The sequence below is a fragment of the Nocardiopsis flavescens genome (assembly GCF_900141985.1).
Taxonomy (GTDB): domain Bacteria; phylum Actinomycetota; class Actinomycetes; order Streptosporangiales; family Streptosporangiaceae; genus Nocardiopsis; species Nocardiopsis flavescens.
On record NZ_FQZK01000001.1, the window covers coordinates 111,549 to 131,589 of the forward strand.

Here is a 20,041-nt window from a genome sequence, read left to right on the forward strand (position 1 = left end):
ACCGTCCTCCGGCACGCGAAGCCCCACCAAGCGGACTCCTCGGACGGCCGTTCCCCCGCCCCCGCACGCCAGGGGGCGCCGCACCCCGGCGGGGGAGCGGCGCCCCGGACGAGGGGTCAGGGCGCCCCCGGGTCCCGGCGCAGCCCGTCCGCCCCCGGGCGCCCCTCCAGCTCCAGGACGCGGTCCGAGGGCGGCCGGCCCTGCCGGCGCCGCACCTCGTAGGCCGCCAGGGCCACCGCCACCGCGCCCAGCGACGCCAGCAGCGCCGGACGCTGCTCGGGGATCACCAGCATCGCCGCGCCCACCACCACCAGGCCGGCCAGCGCCGCCCACGTCAGGTACGGGAACGGCCGCACCGCGAACCCCAGCCGCTCCGGCTCGCGCGTGCGCACCCGCCGCCCCACCACCAGCTGCGAGGCGCAGATCGTCACGAACAGCACCAGCAGGATCGCGCCGATCGAGGCCACCAGGAACGGGAACACGTGCCCGGGGAACAGGTACTCGGCCACCGCCGCCACGTACCCCACCACCGTGCCCAGCAGGATCGCCCGCACCGGCACGCCGCGGCCGTTGGCCCCGCTCAGCACCCGCGGGGCGTCCCCCTGCCGGGTCAGCGTGAACAGCATCCGCGAGGAGGTGTACATGGCGGCGTTGAGCACGCTCAGCACCGCGACGAACACCACCGCCTCCATGACCGCGGCGGCACCCGGGACCCCCACGTGCTCCATGGCCGCCACGAACGGGCTCACCCCCGGCTCCACCGTGTTCCAGGGCAGCACCAGCACCACGACCGCGATCGAGGCCACGTAGAACAGGCCGATCCGCCATAGGACGCTGGTGACCGCCGAGGCCACCCCGCGCTCGGGCTCGGCGCTCTCCCCGGCGGCCACGGTGATGATCTCCACCCCGCCGAAGGCGAACAGCACCACCACGGTCGCCCCCAGTACGGCCGTCCACCCCCGGGGCGCGAACCCGCCGTGCTGCCACAGGTTGGCCAGCGAGTTCCCGTCCGCGCCCTGCCACAGCCCCAGCGCCCAGGCGCCGCCGATGAACAGGAACGCCACGATGGCGGCCACCTTGACCGCGGAGAAGAGCGACTCCGTCTCGGCGAAGACCCGCACCGAGACCAGGTTGGCCGCCGTCATCGACAGCAGCACCGCCAGCGCCAGCACCCAGGCCGGCACACCCGGGACCCACCCCGACAGGATGGTCGCGCCGGCCACGGACTCCGCGGCCACCAGCACCGCGTACATCCACCAGTACACCCAGCCGATGGTGAAGCCCGCGCGCGGGCCGAAGGCCAGGCGGGCGTAGTCGGAGAAGGAGCCGCCGGCCGGCACGGACACGACCATCTCGCCCAGGGCGCGCAGGGTCACGAAGACCAGCGCCCCGGCCAGGGCGTAGGAAACCACGGCGGCGGGCCCGGCCGCCTGCACGACCGCTCCGGAGCCGATGAACAGGCCCGCCCCCACCGAGCCGCCGATGGCGATGAGCGCCATGTGGCGGCGGCGCAGGGTGTGGGCCAGGCCGGCGGCGGCGGGCTTCTTCGGGGTGTGCGCCTCGGGATCGGGCGGCGTCGCACTGCTCGTCACCCCACCAACACTAAGAGCACACCCCCACCCCGGGACGCACCAAACCCTCCCAGAACGCCCTATAAGTCCCCATTGGGGGACACATCACACCCCTCCGGGAGGCGGCCCCGCCCCGCGCCACGCCCTCCCCACCACGGGGGAGGCGCACCCCCGCCGCCCTGTGCCACCATCACCCCTGTGCGCCACCTCATCCGCCCGCTCACCACCGCGGCACGCCCCTTCACCAGCCCCCACACCTACCGGCGCTGGGCCTACCTCGTCATCGGCGGCGCACTCCTGACCCCCTTCGCCACCGCCGCACTCGTCCTGGCCACCCTCGTCACCGGCACCGGCACCGCCCAGAACCCGCCCGGCCCCGCCGGCTGGCTCCTGGCCCTGGCCCTCACCCTGGCCGCCCTGGCGGCCACCGCCCGCATCCCCGGCGTCGCCACCGCCCAGCACCAGCTCGCCCGCGCCCTCCTGCGCGGCCCCCTGGACCGCCTCCCCGACACACCCCCCACCCCCGGGGCCCGCGCCGCCCTGTGGCTGTGCCTGCACACCCTCACCGGCATGGCCGTCTGCCTCATCACCATGACCGGCCTCACCGAATCCGCCCTCCTGGCCGTCGCCCCCCTGGTCGGCGACCCCTACACCGTCTCCCAGGGCCCCTTCACCCTCCTGGGCCACGGACCCCTCACCCCCGCCCAGCGCCTGGCCGGCCCCCTCCTGGGCCTGGCCCTGCTCGCCGCCCTCACCGCCGCCGTCGCCCTCACCGGCCACCTGCTCTCCCTGCCCGCACCCCGCCTGCTGGGCCCCTCGCCCGCCCGACTGCTCGCCGACGCCCAAGCCCGCGCCCGCACCCTGGCCGAACGCAACCGCCTGGCCCGCGAACTCCACGACTCCCTGGGCCACGCCCTGTCCGTGGTCACCCTCCAGGCCGCCACCGCCGCCCGCCTGCTGGACAGCGACCCCGAGTTCGCCCGCCAGGCCCTCACCCACATCGCCGACCAGGCCCGCACCGCCACCGCCGACCTCGACCACGCCCTGGGCATCCTGCGCGAGGACACCCCCGCCCCCACCGCGCCCCCGCCCGACCTCACCGACCTGGACCACCTGGCCGCCACCGCCGACCACACCGGCACACCCCTGCACCTGACCCTGAACGGCGACCCCCGCACCGTCCCCGCCCTGCTCTCCCGCGAGACCTACCGCATCGCCCAGCAGGCCCTCACCAACGCCCTCACCCACGCACCCGGCCACCCCCTCGACCTCACCCTGCACATCACCCCCCGCCACCTGCGCCTGAACGCCCGCAACCCCCTCCCGCGCCGCACCCCCCTCACCCGCCGCCGCACCGGCGGCCGCGGCATCACCGGCATGCAGGAACGCGCCCACCTGCTCGGCGGCACCCTCACCGCCGGACCCGACCCCGGCGCCGACCCCCCGCACTGGACCCTGGACCTCACCCTGAACTGGAAAGACACCGACACCCCATGATCCGGATCGCCCTGGTCGACGACGAAGCCCTCATCCGCGCCGGCCTGGCCGCCCTCATCGGCGCCGAACCCGACATGGAGGTCGCCGGCCAGACCGACGACGGCGCCGGCGTCCCCGACCTCATCACCCGCACCCGCCCCGACCTGGTCCTCATGGACGTGCGCATGCCCCGCCTGGACGGCATCCAGGCCACCCGCACCCTCACCGCCCGCCCCGGCGCACCCCGCGTCCTGGTCCTGACCACCTTCGACAACGACGCCCACGTCTGGGACGCCCTGCGCGCCGGCGCCACCGGATTCCTGCTCAAGCGCACCCCGCCCGAGGACATCCTCTCCGCCATCCGCATCGCCCACCGCGGGGACACCCTGCTCTTCCCCACCGCCCTGCGCGCCCTGGCCGCCACCCGACCCGCCCGGCCCACCCCCGCCGCCCGCGCCGTGGCCGCCCTCACCCCCCGCGAGTCCCAGACCCTCACCCTCATCGCCCAGGGCCTGACCAACACCGAGATCGCCCACCGCCTGCACCTGGGCACGGAGACCGTCAAGACCCACGTCTCCAACATCCTCACCAAGCTCGGCGCCCGCGACCGCACCCAGGCCGTCATCGCCGCCTACGACTCCGGACTCGTCCGGGCCCGCGGCTGACCCGCACCGGGGGAGCGGGGCGAACCCCGACGAACCCACCCCGCCACCGCACCCGGCACCGCGACACGCCCACCACGAACCCGACACACGGTGACGACGCTGCTACTTTCGGCAATCACACGCCGTCGCACCACTGGGAGCAGCACCGTGCCGACCATCGACCTCGACCACCTCAGCACCCTCTACCGCACCCACCGCGACGGCCTCGCCCGCGCCCGCGCCCACATCCGCACCCTGACCCCCACCCTGCCGCCCGCCCCCGAATCCGACGACATCGAAGCCGAGATCACCTACCTCCTCATCCGCCACCACACCCCCGACCACGTCGTACGCATCGGCACTGCCCACGGCACCGCCACCGCCTGGACCCTGGCCGCCCTGGACCACAACGGCACCGGCGACCTTCACACCTTCGACACCAACGACACCCACCCCCACCACCTCCCGCCCGGCATGGACCCCCAACGCTGGAAACACACCAAGGGCGACGTCCGCGCCAAACTCTCCCACCTGCCCCGCCACACCGGCCTGCTCGCCCTCGACAGCACCCAGGGCGGCTGGTTCGCCCGCTGGTACCTGCACCACCTCCTGCCCACCCTGGCCCCCGACACCCCCATCGCCGTCCACGGCGTCTTCCACCACCCCCACACCCCGCCCTTCACCGAAGGCGCCCTCGTCCTGTCCTGGCTCGCCAACAACACCACCGGCTACTTCACCGCCTCCGCCGCCCGCGCCCCCCACGCCCACCGCACCCTCACCGACCTCAGGACCGAACTCGGCCTGCACACCCCCCACCCCGCCCGCACCGATCCCGCGATCTTCTTCCACCTGCCCACCCGCCCCCACCCCGCCTCACCCGCCACCACACGCCCCCGCGCCCACGCCACCCCCTGACCCCGCACACGAAGAACGGGGGGCGGCCCACGGCCACCCCCCGCACCCGCCCTGCGGCTACACCCCGTCCGACCCCAGCGAACGCCCCTCACGCGCCGCCGCGCTCTCACGCACCCACACCACGTCCGCCGCGTCCGACACGATCCGCGCGAAGTCCACCGGCTGGTCCAGACTCACCATGTGACCCGCACGCGGCACGTTCAGCAACCGCCCCTCCGCACACGCGTCGAAGAACTGCCGCTCATGGATCCGGAAGTGGTCCCGGGCCCCGTTCACCAACCACACCGGACCCCGGTAGCTCTCCAGCGCCGACAGCGCGTCCATGTCCGAGACCGCGTCGATCACCGCCGTCGCCGCCTCCACCGCCAACCCGCCGTCCAGCACCGCGTCCGCCGCCGTGTCCCGCAGCGTCAACCGGTGGAACCGCTCGTTGAGCGTCGCCCCCTTGTCCGGCAACCGCTCCATCAGCACCGACGGGATCCGGTACACCTGCGCCAGCGCCTGCGCCGGCTTGGCCGTACAACTCGCCGCCACCAGGCCCGACACCTTCCCCGGCGCCGCCGCGGCCGTCGCGATCGACACGAACCCGCCCAGGCTCAACCCCACCACCAGCGCACGGCCGCCCACACCGTCGATCGCCTCCACCACCGCGTCCACCGCGCGCCCCAGCGAGAAGTCCTCACCCCGCCGCGACCCGTGCCCCGGAAGATCCGGCGCCACCACCCGCCGCCCCTGCTCCGTCAGCAGGTCCACCTGCGGACGCCACATGCTCCCCGACACCCGCAGACCGTGCACCAGAACGATCGGAACGTCCACCGGAACGCTCATGCCCCCACCCCTCACACCTGGTAGCGCACCGTCACCGGCGCATGATCGGACCAACGCCCCGCACGGTCGGGATACCGCTCCACACGGCCCTCCACCACCCGCCCCGCCAACCCCGGCGTGGCCACCTGGTAGTCGATGCGCCACCCCGTGTCGTTGTCGAAGGCACGCCCACGGTAGGACCACCACGAGTACGGGCCCTCCTGGTCCGGGAACAGCCCCCGCACCACGTCCACGTACCCCGCCTCACCGAACACCCGGTCCATCCACGCCCGCTCCTCGGGCAGGAACCCCGAATTCTTCACGTTCCCGCGCCAGTTCTTCAGGTCGGCCTCCCGGTGCGCGATGTTCCAGTCCCCGCACACCACCAGATCCCGCCCCCGCGCCTCCAGCTCCTTGCGGCGCTCGACCAGGTAGGGCAGGAACGTCTTCATGAACCGCTCCTTCTCGTCCTGGCGCTCGGTCCCCACCTCACCCGAGGGCAGGTACAGGCTCGCCACCGACACCCGCCCGAAATCCGCCTCCAGGTACCGGCCCGACCCCTCGAACTCCGCCTCGCCGAACCCCACCCGCACCGCGTCCGGCTCCACCCGCGAGTACACCGCCACCCCGGCCCGCCCCTTGGCCGCCGCCGGAGCGAACACCGCGTGCCACCCCGGGGGAGAGGCCACCTCCGCGGGCAGCTGCGACTCCTCCGCCCGCACCTCCTGCAAACACACCACATCGGCCGCCGAGGCCGACAACCAGTCCGAGAACCCCGGCGACTTCTTCGCCGCGGCCCGCAACCCGTTCACGTTCACCGTCGAGATCACCATCGTCTGCTGCACGAACACAGCCTAGCCAGCACCGCCCACCGCCTCGCCGCGCTCACCCCCGGCCACCAGGCGCCGCACCACCCCGTACGTCCGGTTCGAGGACGCCGCATCCCGCGTCGCCCGCGCCGTCACCTCGATATAGGCCTGCGACGACGCCACCGACGCGTGCCCCAGCAGGTGCATGATCTCCGTGACCGACGCACCGTCCTCCGCCAACCGCGTCGCGAACGTGTGCCGCAGCGCGTGCACCAGCGTCCCCCGCGCCACCCGGTCGTTGACCCCCGCGTGCCGGTAGCACTGCCGCACCAGGTACTGCAGCCCGCCCCGGCGCAACCCCTCGCCCCGGTTGTCCACCAGCAGCGGATCCGCCCCCGCCACCGACCCGAACCGCTCCCGCCGCGAGGCCAGGTACGCCTCCAGCAACGCCTCCAACGGCAGCTCGATCGGCAGCACCCGCTCACCACCGCCCTTGCCCACCACCCGCACCCGCATCTCACCCGAGCGCCCCGACACCGAGTCCACCCGCAGCCCCAGCATCTCCGCCGACCGCATCCCCGTCAGCAGCGCCAGCGCCAACACCGCCAGGTCCCGCTCCGGCCACGGATCACGCGCCTTGCGCGCCCCCCGCGCCAGCGCCTCCAACAACCGCTCCGGAGTATCCTCGCCCCGCAACGGCTTGGGCCCCGACGGCCGCACCCGCGGACGCGGCACCGCCGACATCGGATTGCCCGCGACCACCCGCTCCGACACCCAGAACCCGAAGAACCCGTTCCACGTCGACCACGCCCGCAGCACACTGGACGCCGCCCGCGTCGCCGCGAACTCCGCGAACGCCCCCCGCAGCACCGCCACGTCCAGGTCCACCCACCGCAGCCCCTCCGGCTCCACCCCCCGCACCCGCGCCGCGCACACCAGCACCCCCAGCAGGTCCCGCCGGTACGCCGCCACCGTGTGCTCCGACGGCTTGGCCGCCCGCCGCGCCACCAGATACTCCTCCACCGCATCCACCAGACGCTCGCTCATCCCCCCAGCATTCCCGATCCCGGCCCCCGCCGCCCACCCAGCACGGCCGCCGGAGGGAACACACGTTCCCCGGACACGGGAAAGGGCCCCCGCGGCACCCGCCGCGAAGGCCCCACACCGCCCCACAGGGGACGGAACCCGCTACAACGCCTCCAGACCCGCCAGATAGCGGCGCACCAGGCGCCGACCCGCATAACGCTCCCTGCGGTTGGCCGCCCGCACCATCCCCTGCCACTCAGCCGTGCACGAACGCCTGTTGCACCCCGCGCAGCAGGACCGCCCCAGCATCACACCGGGGTCCTCCCAACCGCACCGCGTCCCACCCCGCTCAGGGAAGAACCGCTCCGGCAGGTCGCACGGACCGAACCGGTGATCGTGAACGACACCCGGACCGTGCTCGACATGGCGCACCCACAGCGGCTTGGTGCTGTCCGTACGGGACATCTCGTTCCTCTCGGAACCCGCCGCCCGCACCCCGGACCCTCCGGACGGACGGCCGGATCCTCCGCCTCACGCCCCTCACCCCCCGCCGCACGCACATGGACCCCGGACGATACCCCCGCCCCCGGACACCGACAAGGGGACGACCCCTCACCGCCCCAGGTCCACCCCGCCCGCGAACGGCGACTCCCGCCACCCCCGCACCGCCGGCACCAGGTACCGCCCCAACGACGGCATCCGCGGCACCAGCGCCAGCGCCGACAGCACGCACAGCATCCCCACCGCGTTCACGAACCCCAGCACCCGCCCGTCCAGCACCCGCAGCCCCTCCCGCCGCGCACCGCCGTCATAGGCCGCCACCAGCTCCGGATCCAACCCCGCCAGATCCCACTCCACCGGACCCAGCGACACCAGCTCGAAATCCGCGAACCGGTCGCCCCCCACCCCCCGGAACACGTTCGCCGGGGGAGAGTCACCGTGCACCGGACGCACCCGCACCCCCGGGAACACCTCCTCGAACACCGCCCGCGAGCGCACCACCGGCCCCAGCACCGCCCACTCCCGCCGCGCCCGCTCCAGATCCGTCGCCCCCAACAGCTCCGGACACCCCTCCAGCACCCCGAAAGCCTCCTCCACCGCCCCCGGACCCACCGCCCCCAGGAACGGCAACCGCCCCGGATACCCCTCCAGCGCTGCGTGCAGCACCGCCGTCTCCCGCGCCTGCGCCGCGTAGTCGGGCCCGCGCCCCCGGTCCTCCTCCCAGAACCGCCAGAACGTCATCGAGAACCCGTCCCGCAGCACCGGCTCCCGCGGCACCAGCGGACTCGGATCCACCACCGGCACACCCCGCCCCGCCAGCCACGCCGCCACATCCAGCTCCGCACGCTGGCGCCGCCCCAACTCCTCCGGACCCGTGGACCCCGGCAGCACCGTCGGCACCCGCGCCACCACCGGCGACGGCGCCAGGTGCACCACCACCGAGAACAGGTCGTGCAGCACCCGCGCCTGCGCCACCTCCACACCCAGAGCCCGCCCAGCACCGACCGCCGCGTCCACCGCGGCCGCCGAACGCCGCGCCACGTCACCCTCCGTCACATAATCCGCCATTGCGTCATCCTCCCACCCCGCCCGCGACAGCCCCGCCACCGGGGGAGAGGCGCCCCCAGCCCTCCGGCCCCGCGGAAAACCACTCGCCCCTCCCCGGGACATCCGGCACGGTGGGCCGCATGAGCACACCCGCCTTCCTCCCCGGCCTGGAACTGGCCCACCGCTTCTACCACGAGGCGGTCCGCCCGCTCCTGGAGGAAGCCGCACCCGCCACACCCCACTCCGCCGCCCTCCTGGGCCCCGGCTCCGAGGTGCTCGGATTCGACACCCCCCGCTCCCGCGACCACGACTGGGGCCCGCGCCTGCAGATCTTCCTCACCCCCCGCGACACCGACCGCCACGGACCACGGCTCCACCACCACCTCGCACAGAACCTGCCCGCCGACTTCCTCGGCCACCCCGTCCGCTTCGCCCCCACCGGACAGGACCCGCACACCGACACCCGCCACCACGTCGAGATCACCGACCCCACCGCCTGGTTCACCGCCCACCTGGGCCTGGACCCCACGACCGGCGTCACCCCCGCCGACTGGCTGGCCACCCCCACCCAGCTCCTCGCCCAGGCCACCGCGGGCGCCGTCTTCCACGACGGCCTCCACCGCCTCGCCCCCGCACGGCTCCGGCTCCGCTGGTACCCCCGCGACCTGTGGCTCCACGTCCTGGCCTGCCAGTGGCGACGCCTCGCCCAGGAGGAGGCCTTCGTCGGCCGCTGCGCCGAGGTCGGCGACGACCTCGGCGCCACCGTGGTCACCGCCCGCCTGGTCCGCGACCTCATGCGCCTGCACCTGCTCATGCACCGCCGCTACCCGCCCTACTCCAAATGGCTCGGCACCGCCTTCACCCGCACCCCCGCAGCGGCAGGGCTCACCCCGCACCTGAAGGCCGCCCTCACCGCCACCGACCACCCCACCCGCGAACACCACCTCTGCCTCGCCTACGAACGCACCGCGCGGGAGCACAACCGGCTCGGCCTCACCGACCCCGTCGACCCCTCCACCCGCCCCTTCCATAACCGGCCCTTCCGCGTCCTGGGCGCCGACCGCCTCGCCGCGGCGCTGCGCTCCCGGATCACCGACCCCGCCCTGCGCGAGCTCCCCGAGGCCGGCGCCGTCGACCAGTACGTCGACAGCACCGACGTCCTCACCCGCCCGCACCTGGCCCGCGCGACCGCGCTCGCACCACCGCCCCGCCCCTGAACCCGCACGAAAACGGACCGCCGACCGGAACTGCGCAGGGTGAGGCCGAGGGGGTGGCCGGGTGCGTGGGTGAGGGCCTGCCGGGCGATGCGGTAGGCCTCGCGGGAGAGCAGGGCGGGGACGGTGCGGGGGCCACCGGTCAGGGCCAGGCGCAGGGGCGCGCCGGTGTGGACCGCCCGGGGGAGCGGGGGAGAGGCGCACGCCCCCGGACCGACCCCGCGCACACCGGCGGGCGCGGACCCCCGGGGCCCGCGCCCGCCACGGCCGCCACCGGCCCGGGGAAGAGGGACCCCTCAGCCCCCCACCACCCCCCGCGCCCCCCGCGCGATCTGCACGTCCTCCCGCGTGGGCACCACCAGCGTCCGCACCGACGCCCCCGCCCCCGAGACGTCCGCCTCCCCGGACACCCCCTCATCGGCCACCGGGTCCACCACCACCCCCAGAAAACCCAACCCCTCCGCCACCGCACGCCGCACCGGCGCCGACCGCTCACCCACACCCGCCGTGAACACCAGCACGTCCAACCCGCCCAGCGCAGCCGCCATCGCCGCCACCGCCGCCCGCAACCGGTGCACGTACACCCCGAACGCCAGCACCGCCCGCTCCTCGCCCCGACCGACCCCCGCCAGCACCTCCCGCATGTCCGCCGTCCCCGCCAGAGCCGTCAGCCCGCCTCCCCGCTCCAACCCCTCCGCGACCTCGTCCGCGCCCAACCCGCCCTCACGCTGCAACCACAGCACCATCCCCGGGTCCACGTCCCCCGAACGCGTCGCCATCACCAGCCCCTCCAGCGGCGTGAACCCCATCGTCGTGTCCACGCACCGCCCGTCCAGCACCGCCGCCAGCGACGCCCCCGCACCCAGGTGCGCCGTCACGATCCGCCGCCCGCCCGTCCGCCGCGCCGCCACCCCCGACACGTACTCGTGCGACAACCCGTGGAACCCGTACCGCCGCACCCCGAACCGCTCCCGCCACGCCGACGGCACCGCGTACGTGAACGCCTCCGCCCCCAGCGTCGCGTGGAACGCCGTGTCGAAACACGCCACCTGCGCCACCCGCGGCAGCACCTCCGAGATCGCCCCGATCCCCGCCAGCGCCTTGGGCTGGTGCAGCGGCGCCAACGGCGACAGCGCCTCCAACCGCCCGACCACCCCCGCGTCCAGCAGCACCGGAGCCGTGAACTCCCGCCCCCCGTGCACCACCCGGTGGCCCACCACGTCGGGGGAGGGCAGCCCCTCCAGGAACCCCCGCACCGCCACCGGGTCCCACCCGCCCTCCACCAGCTCGATGGTCTCCGACCCCAGCTCCGCGTCGTCGGAGTCCAGCATGCTCAGCTTCAGCGTCGACGACCCCGCGTTGACCACCAGCACTCGCATCAGTAAGGCCACACCCAATCCCTGATATCCGCCGGGTCCTCACCGTGCTCCCTGGTGTGGGCCCGGTGCCGCAACCGCTCGTCCACCATCCTCTGACGGATGTGCGCCGCACGCTCACCCAGCCCCGGCACCCGGTCGATCACATCGATCACCAGGTGGAACCGGTCCAGGTCGTTCAGCATCACCATGTCGAACGGCGTCGTCGTGGTGCCCTCCTCCTTGTACCCCCGCACGTGCAGGTTCGCGTGGTTGCGCCGCCGGTACGCCAGCCGGTGCACCAGCCACGGGTACCCGTGGAACGCGAAGATCACCGGACGGTCCGACGTGAACAGCGCCTCGTACTCCGCGTCCGACATCCCGTGCGGATGCTCGCCCGCCGGCTGCAACCGCATCAGGTCCACCACGTTCACCACCCGCACCCGCAACTCCGGGAACAGCCGCCGCAGCAGGTCCGCGGCGGCCAGCGTCTCCAGGGTCGGCACGTCCCCCGCACACGCCAGCACCACGTCCGGGTCACCGCCCCCGTCCGTGCTCGCCCACTCCCAGATCCCGATCCCGCGCGTGCAGTGCAGGATCGCCTCCTCCACCGACAGGTAGCTCAGCGCCGGCTGCTTCCCCGCCACCACCACGTTGATGTAGTCCCTGGACCGCAGGCAGTGGTCCGCCACCGACAGCAGCGTGTTCGCGTCCGGCGGCAGGTACACCCGCACCACCGACGCCGGCTTGTTCAGCACCACGTCCAGGAACCCCGGGTCCTGGTGCGTGAACCCGTTGTGGTCCTGGCGCCACACGTGCGACGTCAACAGGTAGTTCAACGACGCGATCGGCCGCCGCCACGCCAGCCCCCGCGTCACCTTCAACCACTTCGCGTGCTGGTTGAACATCGCGTCGACGATGTGCACGAACGCCTCGTAGCAGCTGAACAGCCCGTGCCGCCCCGTCAGCAGGTAGCCCTCCAGCCACCCCTGGCACAGGTGCTCGCTCAGCACCTCCATCACCCGCCCCCGCCGGGCCAGGTGCTCGTCCACCGGCAGCAGCTCCGCGCCCCACACCTTGTCCGTGGCCTCGTACACCGCCGACAGCCGGTTGGACGCCGTCTCGTCCGGACCCACCAGGCGGAACGTCTCCGGGTTGGCGCGGATCACGTCGCGCAGGAAGTGCCCCAGCACCCGGGTCGCCTCCCCGATGTGCGTCCCGTGCCCCTCGAACTCCAGCCCGTAGTCCCGAAAGTCCGGCAGCCGCAGGTCCTGGAGCAGCAGCCCCCCGTTGGCGTGCGGGTTCGCGCTCATCCGCCGCCCGCCCTCCGGCGGCAGCGAGCGCAGCGCCTCCACCGGGGCGCCCTCCCCGTCGAACAGCTCACCGGGCCGGTACGACAGCATCCACTCCCGCAGCATCCGCCGGTGCTCCTCGTTGGAGCGCACCTGCGCCAGCGGCACCTGGTGGGACCGCCAGGTGCCCTCCACCGGCACCCCGTCCACCTCGCTCGGCCCCGTCCACCCCTTGGGCGAGCGCAGGACGATCGCCGGCCACACCGGCCGCCCCTCCAGCCCCGACGTGCGCGCCCTGCGCTGGATGTCGGCGATCATGTCCAGCGCCTCGTCCAGGGCCTGCGCCATCCGCCCGTGCATGTACTCCGGGTCGTCGCCGCTCACCACGATCGGGTGGTAGCCGTGGCCCTCGAACCGCTGGAGCAGCTCCTCCTCGGGGATGCGCGCCGACACGGTGGGCCCGGCGATCTTGTAGCCGTTCAGGTGCAGGATCGGCAGCACCGCCCCGTCGCCCACCGGGTCCAGGAACTTGTTGGAGTCCCAGCTGCCCGCCAGCGGCCCGGTCTCGGCCTCGCCGTCGCCCACGATGCAGGCGACCACCAGGTCCGGGTTGTCGAACGCGGCGCCGAACGCGTGCGCCAGCGAGTAGCCCAGCTCGCCGCCCTCGTGGATGGACCCGGGGGTCTCCGGGGCGACGTGGCTGGGGATGCCGCCGGGGAAGGAGAACTGGCGGAAGAGGCGCCGCATGCCCGGCTCGTCGCGGGTGACGTCCCGGTAGACCTCGCTGTAGCCGCCCTCCAGCCAGGCGTTGGCGACGGCGGCGGGGCCGCCGTGGCCGGGGCCCATGATGTAGATCATGTCGAGGTCGCGGGCCTTGATGACCCGGTTCAGGTGGGCGTAGCAGAAGTTGAGGCCGGGCGTGGTGCCCCAGTGCCCCAGCAGGCGGGGCTTGATGTGCTCGGGGCGCAGCTCCTCCCGCAGGAGGGGGTTGTCGAGCAGGTAGATCTGGCCGACGGAGAGGTAGTTGGCGGCGCGCCAGTAGGCGTCGATGCGTTGGATTTCGTCCTGGCCGAGTCCCATGCGTTTCCTCCCTGGATGTGCGGTCGGGGGAGTGCGGGACCGGCGGGCACCACTGGTACGGGGGAGGGCCCGTCGATCAGGGCCACGGTAACCGCCGGGGATCGGGGAACTCCAGACGCCGAGCCGGTTCGGTGACCTTTGGGGAGGGGTGGGAGGGGACGGCCTGAAACAGTCAGATGTGCTTATAGAGATCAGATGGCATGAAAGCTCTCAAAGACACGCAAATGATGCATAAAGCATGTTATGCAGCAAAACTCCTGAGGCGCGGGAGGAGGGGCGAGCGGGGGACGGGGGTGGGCTCCACGGGCCGGGGCGGGTGGGGGCGCTTCGCGCGGGGGTGCGTGGGAATCCCGCGGCGGGCGGTCCGGGTGCTTCCTTCGCCGTGACGCTCCGGAGTCGGTGGCCACCGAACGCCGCCGAGGTGTCCGGAGGCGTGCGGGGATCCCGTTCTCCGGCGCGCGAATCCTCGAAACGCTTCACCCGCCATGACGCTTCGGAGTCGATGGTCACCCGCAGTCACCAGGGCGCCCGGGGCGTTTCCGGGGGCGCTCCGCACCGTCTCGGTGTCGTCGACGGCACCGGCGGAGCCGTATGCGACCTGCCGGGCCGGGGTCCGCGGTCGGCACCGAGACGGTGCGGATGCGCAGATCGCCTGCCGCACAGGCGTTCCAGCCCCTCTCGGACACTTTCAGTCCACCGCCGATAATGCACATTATGTCAAGTAAACCTCCGGAAGGCCCTCCCCACAGGCGATGTGCGCCCAGGAGGCACGGAAGGACCGTTCCCGACCTCCACTCTCCCCGCAGTGAGGGCCCGGACGCGGACCCGACTCCGAGGATCACGAGGGGCACCCCCGTCACCTGGCAGGACACGGCGGCGCGACGCCTATGGCGGCGCACGGGTCCGCCGTCCCCTTCGACGGCGTAGCCGACACGGTCTCGGCCATGTGCGGCGCGCACGCCCAGGTGATGTCCGCGACGGAGCCGTCCGTGGGACTGCGCCCGGCCGGTGCCGACCGTCGACGAGCCCACCGCGCCCCTGGCCGAACGCGCGGACCCTTGGGTCGCCGACCGCGTCATGGACGCCTTCCAGGGCACGTTGCCGCGCCGGCGGGCAACCGTCCGGTGCTGTACGTGGACGGCGTGGTGACGGGTGCGTGGCGTCAGCGGCGTTCGGGGCGTCGGCCGGAGGTGACGGTGGAGGCGCTGGTGCCGCTGTCGGGTGCGCGGCGTGCGAGGGTGGCGGAGCAGGTGGCGCGGATCGGCGGCGTGCCTCGGTTGGTGTTCGTCGAGGTCAGGGTGGGGCCGCACGCTTGAAGTGGTGCCTCTCCCCCGCAGCCCGGACGCCGTTCGTCACTCTCCGTGATCACCGTGCCGCTCCCCCGCGCTGTCCGCGTCGGCTGGGCCGGAAGGGCGTTCGGACGGGTTTTCGGTGATAGCCGTCACATTCGATCACCGTTTGTCACCGCGCGATCGGGTAGTGGGAGGGTGCACTCGCAGCCCTGCCCCGTGCGGGCTCTCGAAGTCCCGGGGCGGACGAGCGCGAGTGCGGGCCGCGCGCCGATCGGGGGTGACGCGCGTGGCCGCGCCGGGGCCTCGGTCGGGGGATCCGAGGTCGGCGCAACCGCGAAGGCCCCCGCACGGCACTCGTGTCGCGCGGGGGCTTCGTGGCCCTCTCCCCCGCCTGCGCCGCACCGTCCGCCGCGGCCTTCCTTCCCCGTCCCGGGTGCGGTCCCGGATCTCGGCCGGGAGGTCCCGTGGCCGGTGTGTCCGCGGCTTCGTCGGCGGGGGACGTCGAAGCGGTCGGGGGCGCGGTCGTGGACGGAACCCGTAGGGTTGCTCCGCATGACCGACGTCGAGATCACCGCGGGGCTCGTCCGCGAGCTGCTGCGGGACCGGTACCCGGATCTGGCCGGGCTGCCCCTGCGCGAGGTGGAGGGCGGCTGGGGCAATCAGATGTGGCGCCTGGGTGACGGGTTGGCCGTGCGGATCCAGCGCATGGACACCGGTCCCGGTCCCCAGCTCAAGGAGCGCCGGTGGCTTCCGGTACTGGCCCCGCGCCTGCCGCTGCCGATCCCCGTGCCGGTGCGCGACGGTGCGCCCTCCGCGCGCTTTCCCAAGATGTGGACGGTCATGACGTGGGTGCCGGGCCTGCCGCTGGACCGCGGGGAGATCACCCGTGGCGGGCACGCGGCCGATACCCTGGCGGCGTTCCTCCGGGCGCTGCACGTGTCGGCGCCCGTCGACGCGCCGGTCGACGAGGGCCGGGGGGCGCACCCCCGGGACTGTACGGACGGCTTCGAGCGGTTCCTCGGCTCCGTCGGCGCCGGTGCGGTCGGAGCCGACGAAGCCGAGGTGCGGGCCGTGTGGGAGGACGCCGTCGCGGCCCCCGCGTGGGAGGGACCGCCGGTGTGGGTGCACGGGGACCTGCATCCCGCGAACGTGGTCGTCGCGGACGGGACGCTGGCGGGTGTCGTCGACTTCGGCGACCTGTTCGCCGGGGATCCGGCGGTGGACCTGGCCGCCGCCTGGGTGCTGCTGCCGGCGGGTTCGGCCGCGCGTTTCTTCTCGGCGTACGGGGCGGCAGACGGGGCGACGGTCCGGCGGGCCCGCGGGCTGGCCGTGCTGAAGAGCCTGTTCCTGATGCTGATGGGCCGGAACGGGGAGCTCGGCCTGCCCGGCGGCAAGCCGGCGTGGGGCCCGGCTGGGCGGGCGGCGCTCGACCGGGTGCTGGGCGGGGACCTGAGAGAGTTCCGCGTGTAGGCCGGCGGTGTGCCCGGTCGGGCGGTCGGGCGCGGTCCTTCTGGTCGTGGGGGGAACACGCGGTCCGGTGCGTGGGCCGGGTCTTCTCCCGCCGGGCCGGCGGGCGCGGGAGGGCGGCCGGAGCGGATGGCGCGCTTCGGCCGAATTCCGTGCGGTGGCGGGTCGTGGGACCGTTCCGGAGGGCGGATCCGGCGTTCCGGATCACGGTGTTAGCATCGCGATGCACCGCATTCCGAGTTCTCCCGCTCCCGGCGATCATCCGGTTGTCCGACAGTACACGGAACCCCGTTTCCCCTGCTTTTCTGAAAAGCCGATGCCGGGTTCTCCGGCATGGAATTACCGCCGATCGCCGTGGGCTGTGGCAGCCCTGGAAACGGCGTCCCACCCTCCCCGGTTGCCGCTCGACCGTGAACCTGCGAGGCGCGCATGACCGTTGCCGAGAAGATCCTCAGAGTATCCGCGGGCAGCGGTCTGCACGCGTGTGTCATGCTCCTCTTCCCCGCCGGTGTCCACGGCGATCTGGCGCCGTTGCGCGTCTTCGCCGCCTTCTGTCTGGCCTACCTGGTGTTCGTCTTTCTGAACGCCTCAGTGGGAGCCGTGGCACTCGCCTTTTCCAGGGGAAAGGAATCCCCGGACGGCCGGGGCGCCCCGCGGGCTCCTGTTCGGGCCTCCTCTGTTTTGGTGGCGCTGCTGTACGCGGCCCTGCCGGCGTCCCTTGTGCTGAGCTGGGGTGTCTCGGCGGACACCGTGCTCCTTTCCTCGGTGGCGTTCGCCCTCGGTTTCCTCTTGCAGTGGTTCGCCCTTGAGGTGGCGTTCTCGAAAGCTCTCGGGAAGTTCATTCTGTGCTTCTTCCTGGTGCTTCCCGTCCTCATGGTCTGGGGCCTTTCCGCGGCCGTCGCGCAGTGATCCCCCACCGGTGCGGCACCTCCCCCGTCGACGGTTCGCCGTGCGTCGAAGCCTCCCCTGCCTAGGGTCGCCTTCCATGAGTTCTGACAGACACGTACGGCCGTCGGCCGGTGCCGGAGGGCACGTCCGGATCGAACCCCGCATCCTGTACTTCGGGACCCCGGTGGCCCTGCTCTCGACGCTCAACGGCGACGGGACGCCCAACCTGGCACCGGTGTCCTCGGTGTGGGCGTTGGGGATGACGGTGGTGCTGGGCCTGGGCGCCACGGGGCAGACGGCGCTCAACCTGCGGGAGCGCCCCGAGCTGGTGGTCAACCTGCCTTCGGAGGACCTGTGGGAGCGGGTGGAGCGGTTGGCGCCGCTGACCGGGCGCAGCCCGGTGCCCGGGGGGAAGCCGCCGGGGTGCCGGTTCGAGGCGGACAAGTTCGGTGCGGCGGGGCTGACGGAGCTGGGTTCGGATCTCGTGGGCCCGCCGCGTGTGGGCGAGTGCCCGTTGCAGTTGGAGGCGCGTGTGCGCGGGGTGCGGGCGGACGGTTCGGGAGCCCACGTCGTGGTGGAGGCCGAGGTGGTGCGCGTCCATGCGGCGCAGGACGTGGTGGTGCCCGGTACTGACCACGTGGATCCCGGGCGCTGGCGGCCGCTGGTGTACAGCTTTCGGCACTACTTCGGTCTCGGGGGCGAGCTGGGGTGGTCCCACCGCTCGGAGACTCCAGCCGGGCGCTGAGGGGCCGCGCGCTCCCCCGCCCCCTGGCGGCTCTCCGCCGTGCCGGACGGGTTGCGGCGGGGGTCGGCCGACAGGTGGCGCGAAGACGCGTCGCGCGGCTCCTCGGCGCGGTCGGGCGCCGCATCGGAAGAGACCGGGGCCGGGGGCGGTGCGGGGCGGCGATCGCCACCGTGCGTCCGGCGCCGACGCGTGGGTCCGGGGTGGCGGTCAGCCGGTGAACAGCCGGTCCAGGTGGGCGGTCAGGACCTCCCGGGCGCGGTCCCTGGTCGTGTGGCCCAGGAGGGCCTGCATCCTGAGTCCGTCGGCCAGGGCGAGGGCCTCGGCGGCGGCCAGGGCGGGGTCGGTCCCGGTGTCGACGGTGCCCTCGTCGATGCCCCGGCGCACCGCCTGTTCCAGGAGTTGCTGGAGGTCGGCGTAGCCGCGGAGCAGGAAGGCCGCCAGGGGCGGCTCGACCACGGCGCGGGCGGTGAAGGCGGCGTTGACGCGCTGGGCCTCCTGTGCGCGGGGGCCGTCGTCGAGCAGGCCGCCCAGGACGGTGCGGACGAGGGTCCGCGGGCAGGACGGCTCCGGCGCCTCCTCCAGGCGCTCCAGTGTCGCGGCGACGTCCCGTTGGGCCACGTGTTCCAGGGCGAAGAGCAGCATCTCGTCCTTGGTCCGGAAGTAGTGCTGCACCCGGCCCATGGAGATGCCGGCCTGGGCCGCCACGTCGCGCAGGCTGACGGCCTCCAGTCCGCGCGCGGAGACCAGTGCGCAGACCGCGTCCGCGATCTGGGCACGTCGCTGCCGGTGGTCCACCTGTCTGGGCATCGCTTCCCCCTCGTCGGTCTGAAGCATCGCACGGCGCGGCGCTCCTGGCGCCAAAGTTGCAATGCGAACGCATTGCAATGCAGTTGCATTGCTACTACTTTGGATGCTGTGCGTCACCGAAAGACCTCGGCGCGCATACACCCGCCTTCTCTGAACCGGAGAACCCCCTTGCGCATGAAGACCCTCTTCTCCCCCCTCCTGGTCGCCCTTATGGCGGTCGGACTGTTCGCGAGCACCGCTCCCGCCTCCGCCGCCACCGGACCCTCCGCGGCCCCGGCCGACGAGGTGTCGGCCCAGGCCTACCGCGTCACCGCCTGGAACAACGGGCCCACCCCGGTGCGTGCCGAGCCCAACAACAACAGCCGCCAGCTCAGTCATGTGGTGGCCCCGCACTCCTACAACGCCGAGTGCTGGGGGCGCTACCAGACCATCACCTATCTCGGCTACACCAGCAACGTGTGGGTCCGGCTGCGCCTGAACTCCGGCGGCGTCGGCTGGGTCACCGCGATCGCCCTCAGCGGCGACTACAAGGCCAACCTGCCTGCGGGTGCACGGTGCTGAGCCGCGCAACGAGGGGCCCTGCCGCCCGGATGAGGAGCGTCTTGGTCGCGGCCCTGCTCGCCTTCGTGGCGGTCGGCCCGCTCGCGGCGCCCGTCCCGGCCTCGGCGGAGGTGGAGCACGCGGCCACGTACACCGTGGTCCCGCGGGTGGGCATGACGGTGCCCATACTCGACGGGACCAGTCCCCGCTCCCCCCGGCGCGACCACCTCGTGTGGCCGGACACCGCTCAGGCCGAGTGCTGGGGGCGCTACCAGTCCATCACCTTCGGCGGTTACACCGGCAATGTGTGGGTCCGGATCCGCCTGGACTATGGTTCGATCGGCTGGATTCCGGTTGTCGCCCTCCAGGGCGACTACAAAGCCGACCTTCCTGCGAGTGCGCGGTGCTGATCGCCTGACACCTGGCCCGGGTCCCCCACATCGACCGACCGATCATCCCCGGCGGGGCCCTGACCACGGGTTGGGGCCTCGCCAGAGGTTCAGTGCCTTCCCTGTGCGGCCACCTCCTGGATGAGCGCGGGCCGGGCGTCGAGAACACGGCCGAG

General features: G+C 73.5%; 18 protein-coding genes. 10 read left to right on the forward strand and 8 right to left on the reverse strand.

Annotated features, from left to right (window positions below):
- Positions 1–116: 116 nt before the first annotated feature.
- Positions 117–1,499, reverse strand: coding sequence for an amino acid permease (locus BUE45_RS00560; protein ID WP_073375182.1), 1,383 nt, complete (start codon positions 1,497–1,499; stop codon positions 117–119).
- 270 nt (positions 1,500–1,769) lie between these two features.
- Between BUE45_RS00560 and BUE45_RS00565 the strand changes: the two genes are divergently transcribed.
- From BUE45_RS00565 to BUE45_RS00575, 3 genes are all read left to right on the forward strand, one after another.
- Positions 1,770–3,068: a sensor histidine kinase gene (locus BUE45_RS00565; protein ID WP_178378416.1), complete on the forward strand. Its 1,299-nt coding sequence runs from the start codon at positions 1,770–1,772 to the stop codon at positions 3,066–3,068.
- Entirely contained in the window at positions 3,065–3,712 is a 648-nt protein-coding gene (locus BUE45_RS00570; protein ID WP_073373805.1) for a response regulator, read from the forward strand. The genes BUE45_RS00565 and BUE45_RS00570 overlap by 4 nt, the downstream gene beginning before the upstream one ends.
- Before the next feature lie 147 nt (positions 3,713–3,859).
- Positions 3,860–4,606 carry a class I SAM-dependent methyltransferase gene (locus BUE45_RS00575; RefSeq protein ID WP_073373807.1) on the forward strand — a complete coding sequence of 249 codons (747 nt, stop codon included), beginning with the start codon at positions 3,860–3,862 and terminating at the stop codon, positions 4,604–4,606.
- Between the two features lie 57 nt (positions 4,607–4,663).
- Here the strand turns inward: BUE45_RS00575 and BUE45_RS00580 are convergent, their stop codons facing one another.
- The 4 genes from BUE45_RS00580 to BUE45_RS00600 all read right to left on the reverse strand — a co-directional run bounded on the left by BUE45_RS00580 (position 4,664) and on the right by BUE45_RS00600 (position 8,817).
- The gene (locus BUE45_RS00580) at positions 4,664–5,434 is read right to left on the reverse strand and encodes an alpha/beta fold hydrolase (protein WP_378655637.1); all 771 of its coding nucleotides are present in this window, start codon (positions 5,432–5,434) and stop codon (positions 4,664–4,666) included.
- Positions 5,435–5,445: 11 nt separating this feature from the next.
- Positions 5,446–6,246 carry an exodeoxyribonuclease III gene (locus BUE45_RS00585; protein WP_178378443.1) on the reverse strand — a complete coding sequence of 267 codons (801 nt, stop codon included), beginning with the start codon at positions 6,244–6,246 and terminating at the stop codon, positions 5,446–5,448.
- 21 nt (positions 6,247–6,267) lie between these two features.
- Positions 6,268–7,269 carry a tyrosine-type recombinase/integrase gene (locus BUE45_RS00590; RefSeq protein ID WP_073373810.1) on the reverse strand — a complete coding sequence of 334 codons (1,002 nt, stop codon included), beginning with the start codon at positions 7,267–7,269 and terminating at the stop codon, positions 6,268–6,270.
- 591 nt (positions 7,270–7,860) lie between these two features.
- Complete coding sequence (locus BUE45_RS00600; protein WP_073373814.1) at positions 7,861–8,817, reverse strand: phosphotransferase; 957 nt, start codon at positions 8,815–8,817, stop codon at positions 7,861–7,863.
- Positions 8,818–8,936: 119 nt separating this feature from the next.
- On the opposite strand from BUE45_RS00600, the gene BUE45_RS00605 reads away from it, so the two are divergent.
- Entirely contained in the window at positions 8,937–10,013 is a 1,077-nt protein-coding gene (locus BUE45_RS00605; protein WP_073373816.1) for a DUF4037 domain-containing protein, read from the forward strand.
- Between the two features lie 293 nt (positions 10,014–10,306).
- On the opposite strand, the gene BUE45_RS00610 is transcribed toward BUE45_RS00605, so the two are convergent.
- Together BUE45_RS00610 and BUE45_RS00615 are read right to left on the reverse strand one after the other, a co-directional pair.
- Complete coding sequence (locus BUE45_RS00610; protein WP_073375188.1) at positions 10,307–11,389, reverse strand: acetate/propionate family kinase; 1,083 nt, start codon at positions 11,387–11,389, stop codon at positions 10,307–10,309.
- The gene (locus tag BUE45_RS00615) at positions 11,389–13,737 is read right to left on the reverse strand and encodes a phosphoketolase family protein (RefSeq protein ID WP_073373818.1); all 2,349 of its coding nucleotides are present in this window, start codon (positions 13,735–13,737) and stop codon (positions 11,389–11,391) included. Before BUE45_RS00615 ends, BUE45_RS00610 begins: the two co-directional genes overlap by 1 nt.
- 968 nt (positions 13,738–14,705) lie before the next feature.
- On the opposite strand from BUE45_RS00615, the gene BUE45_RS34040 reads away from it, so the two are divergent.
- The 4 genes from BUE45_RS34040 to BUE45_RS00630 all read left to right on the forward strand — a co-directional run bounded on the left by BUE45_RS34040 (position 14,706) and on the right by BUE45_RS00630 (position 18,129).
- Positions 14,706–15,053, forward strand: a complete 348-nt coding sequence (locus tag BUE45_RS34040; protein WP_394328504.1) for a DNA glycosylase AlkZ-like family protein — start codon at positions 14,706–14,708, stop codon at positions 15,051–15,053.
- A 528-nt stretch (positions 15,054–15,581) separates the two neighbouring features.
- Positions 15,582–16,499: an aminoglycoside phosphotransferase family protein gene (locus tag BUE45_RS00620; RefSeq protein WP_073373820.1), complete on the forward strand. Its 918-nt coding sequence runs from the start codon at positions 15,582–15,584 to the stop codon at positions 16,497–16,499.
- Between the two features lie 426 nt (positions 16,500–16,925).
- Positions 16,926–17,405 (forward strand): hypothetical protein, encoded by a 480-nt coding sequence (locus BUE45_RS00625; RefSeq protein WP_073373822.1) that lies wholly within the window; start codon positions 16,926–16,928, stop codon positions 17,403–17,405.
- A gap of 76 nt (positions 17,406–17,481) precedes the next feature.
- A complete protein-coding gene (locus BUE45_RS00630; protein WP_073373824.1) occupies positions 17,482–18,129 on the forward strand; it encodes a flavin reductase family protein in 648 nt (215 codons plus the stop codon).
- Positions 18,130–18,336: 207 nt separating this feature from the next.
- Here BUE45_RS00630 and BUE45_RS00635 read toward each other — a convergent pair whose 3' ends face one another.
- On the reverse strand, positions 18,337–18,936 hold the full coding sequence (locus BUE45_RS00635; RefSeq protein WP_073375190.1) for a TetR/AcrR family transcriptional regulator: 600 nt from the start codon (positions 18,934–18,936) through the stop codon (positions 18,337–18,339).
- A gap of 174 nt (positions 18,937–19,110) precedes the next feature.
- Between BUE45_RS00635 and BUE45_RS00640 the strand changes: the two genes are divergently transcribed.
- Both BUE45_RS00640 and BUE45_RS00645 read left to right on the forward strand, forming a co-directional pair.
- Positions 19,111–19,497, forward strand: coding sequence for an SH3 domain-containing protein (locus BUE45_RS00640; RefSeq protein ID WP_073373826.1), 387 nt, complete (start codon positions 19,111–19,113; stop codon positions 19,495–19,497).
- 29 nt (positions 19,498–19,526) lie between these two features.
- Positions 19,527–19,886, forward strand: a complete 360-nt coding sequence (locus BUE45_RS00645; protein WP_073373828.1) for a hypothetical protein — start codon at positions 19,527–19,529, stop codon at positions 19,884–19,886.
- The last annotated feature ends 155 nt before the right edge of the window (positions 19,887–20,041 follow it).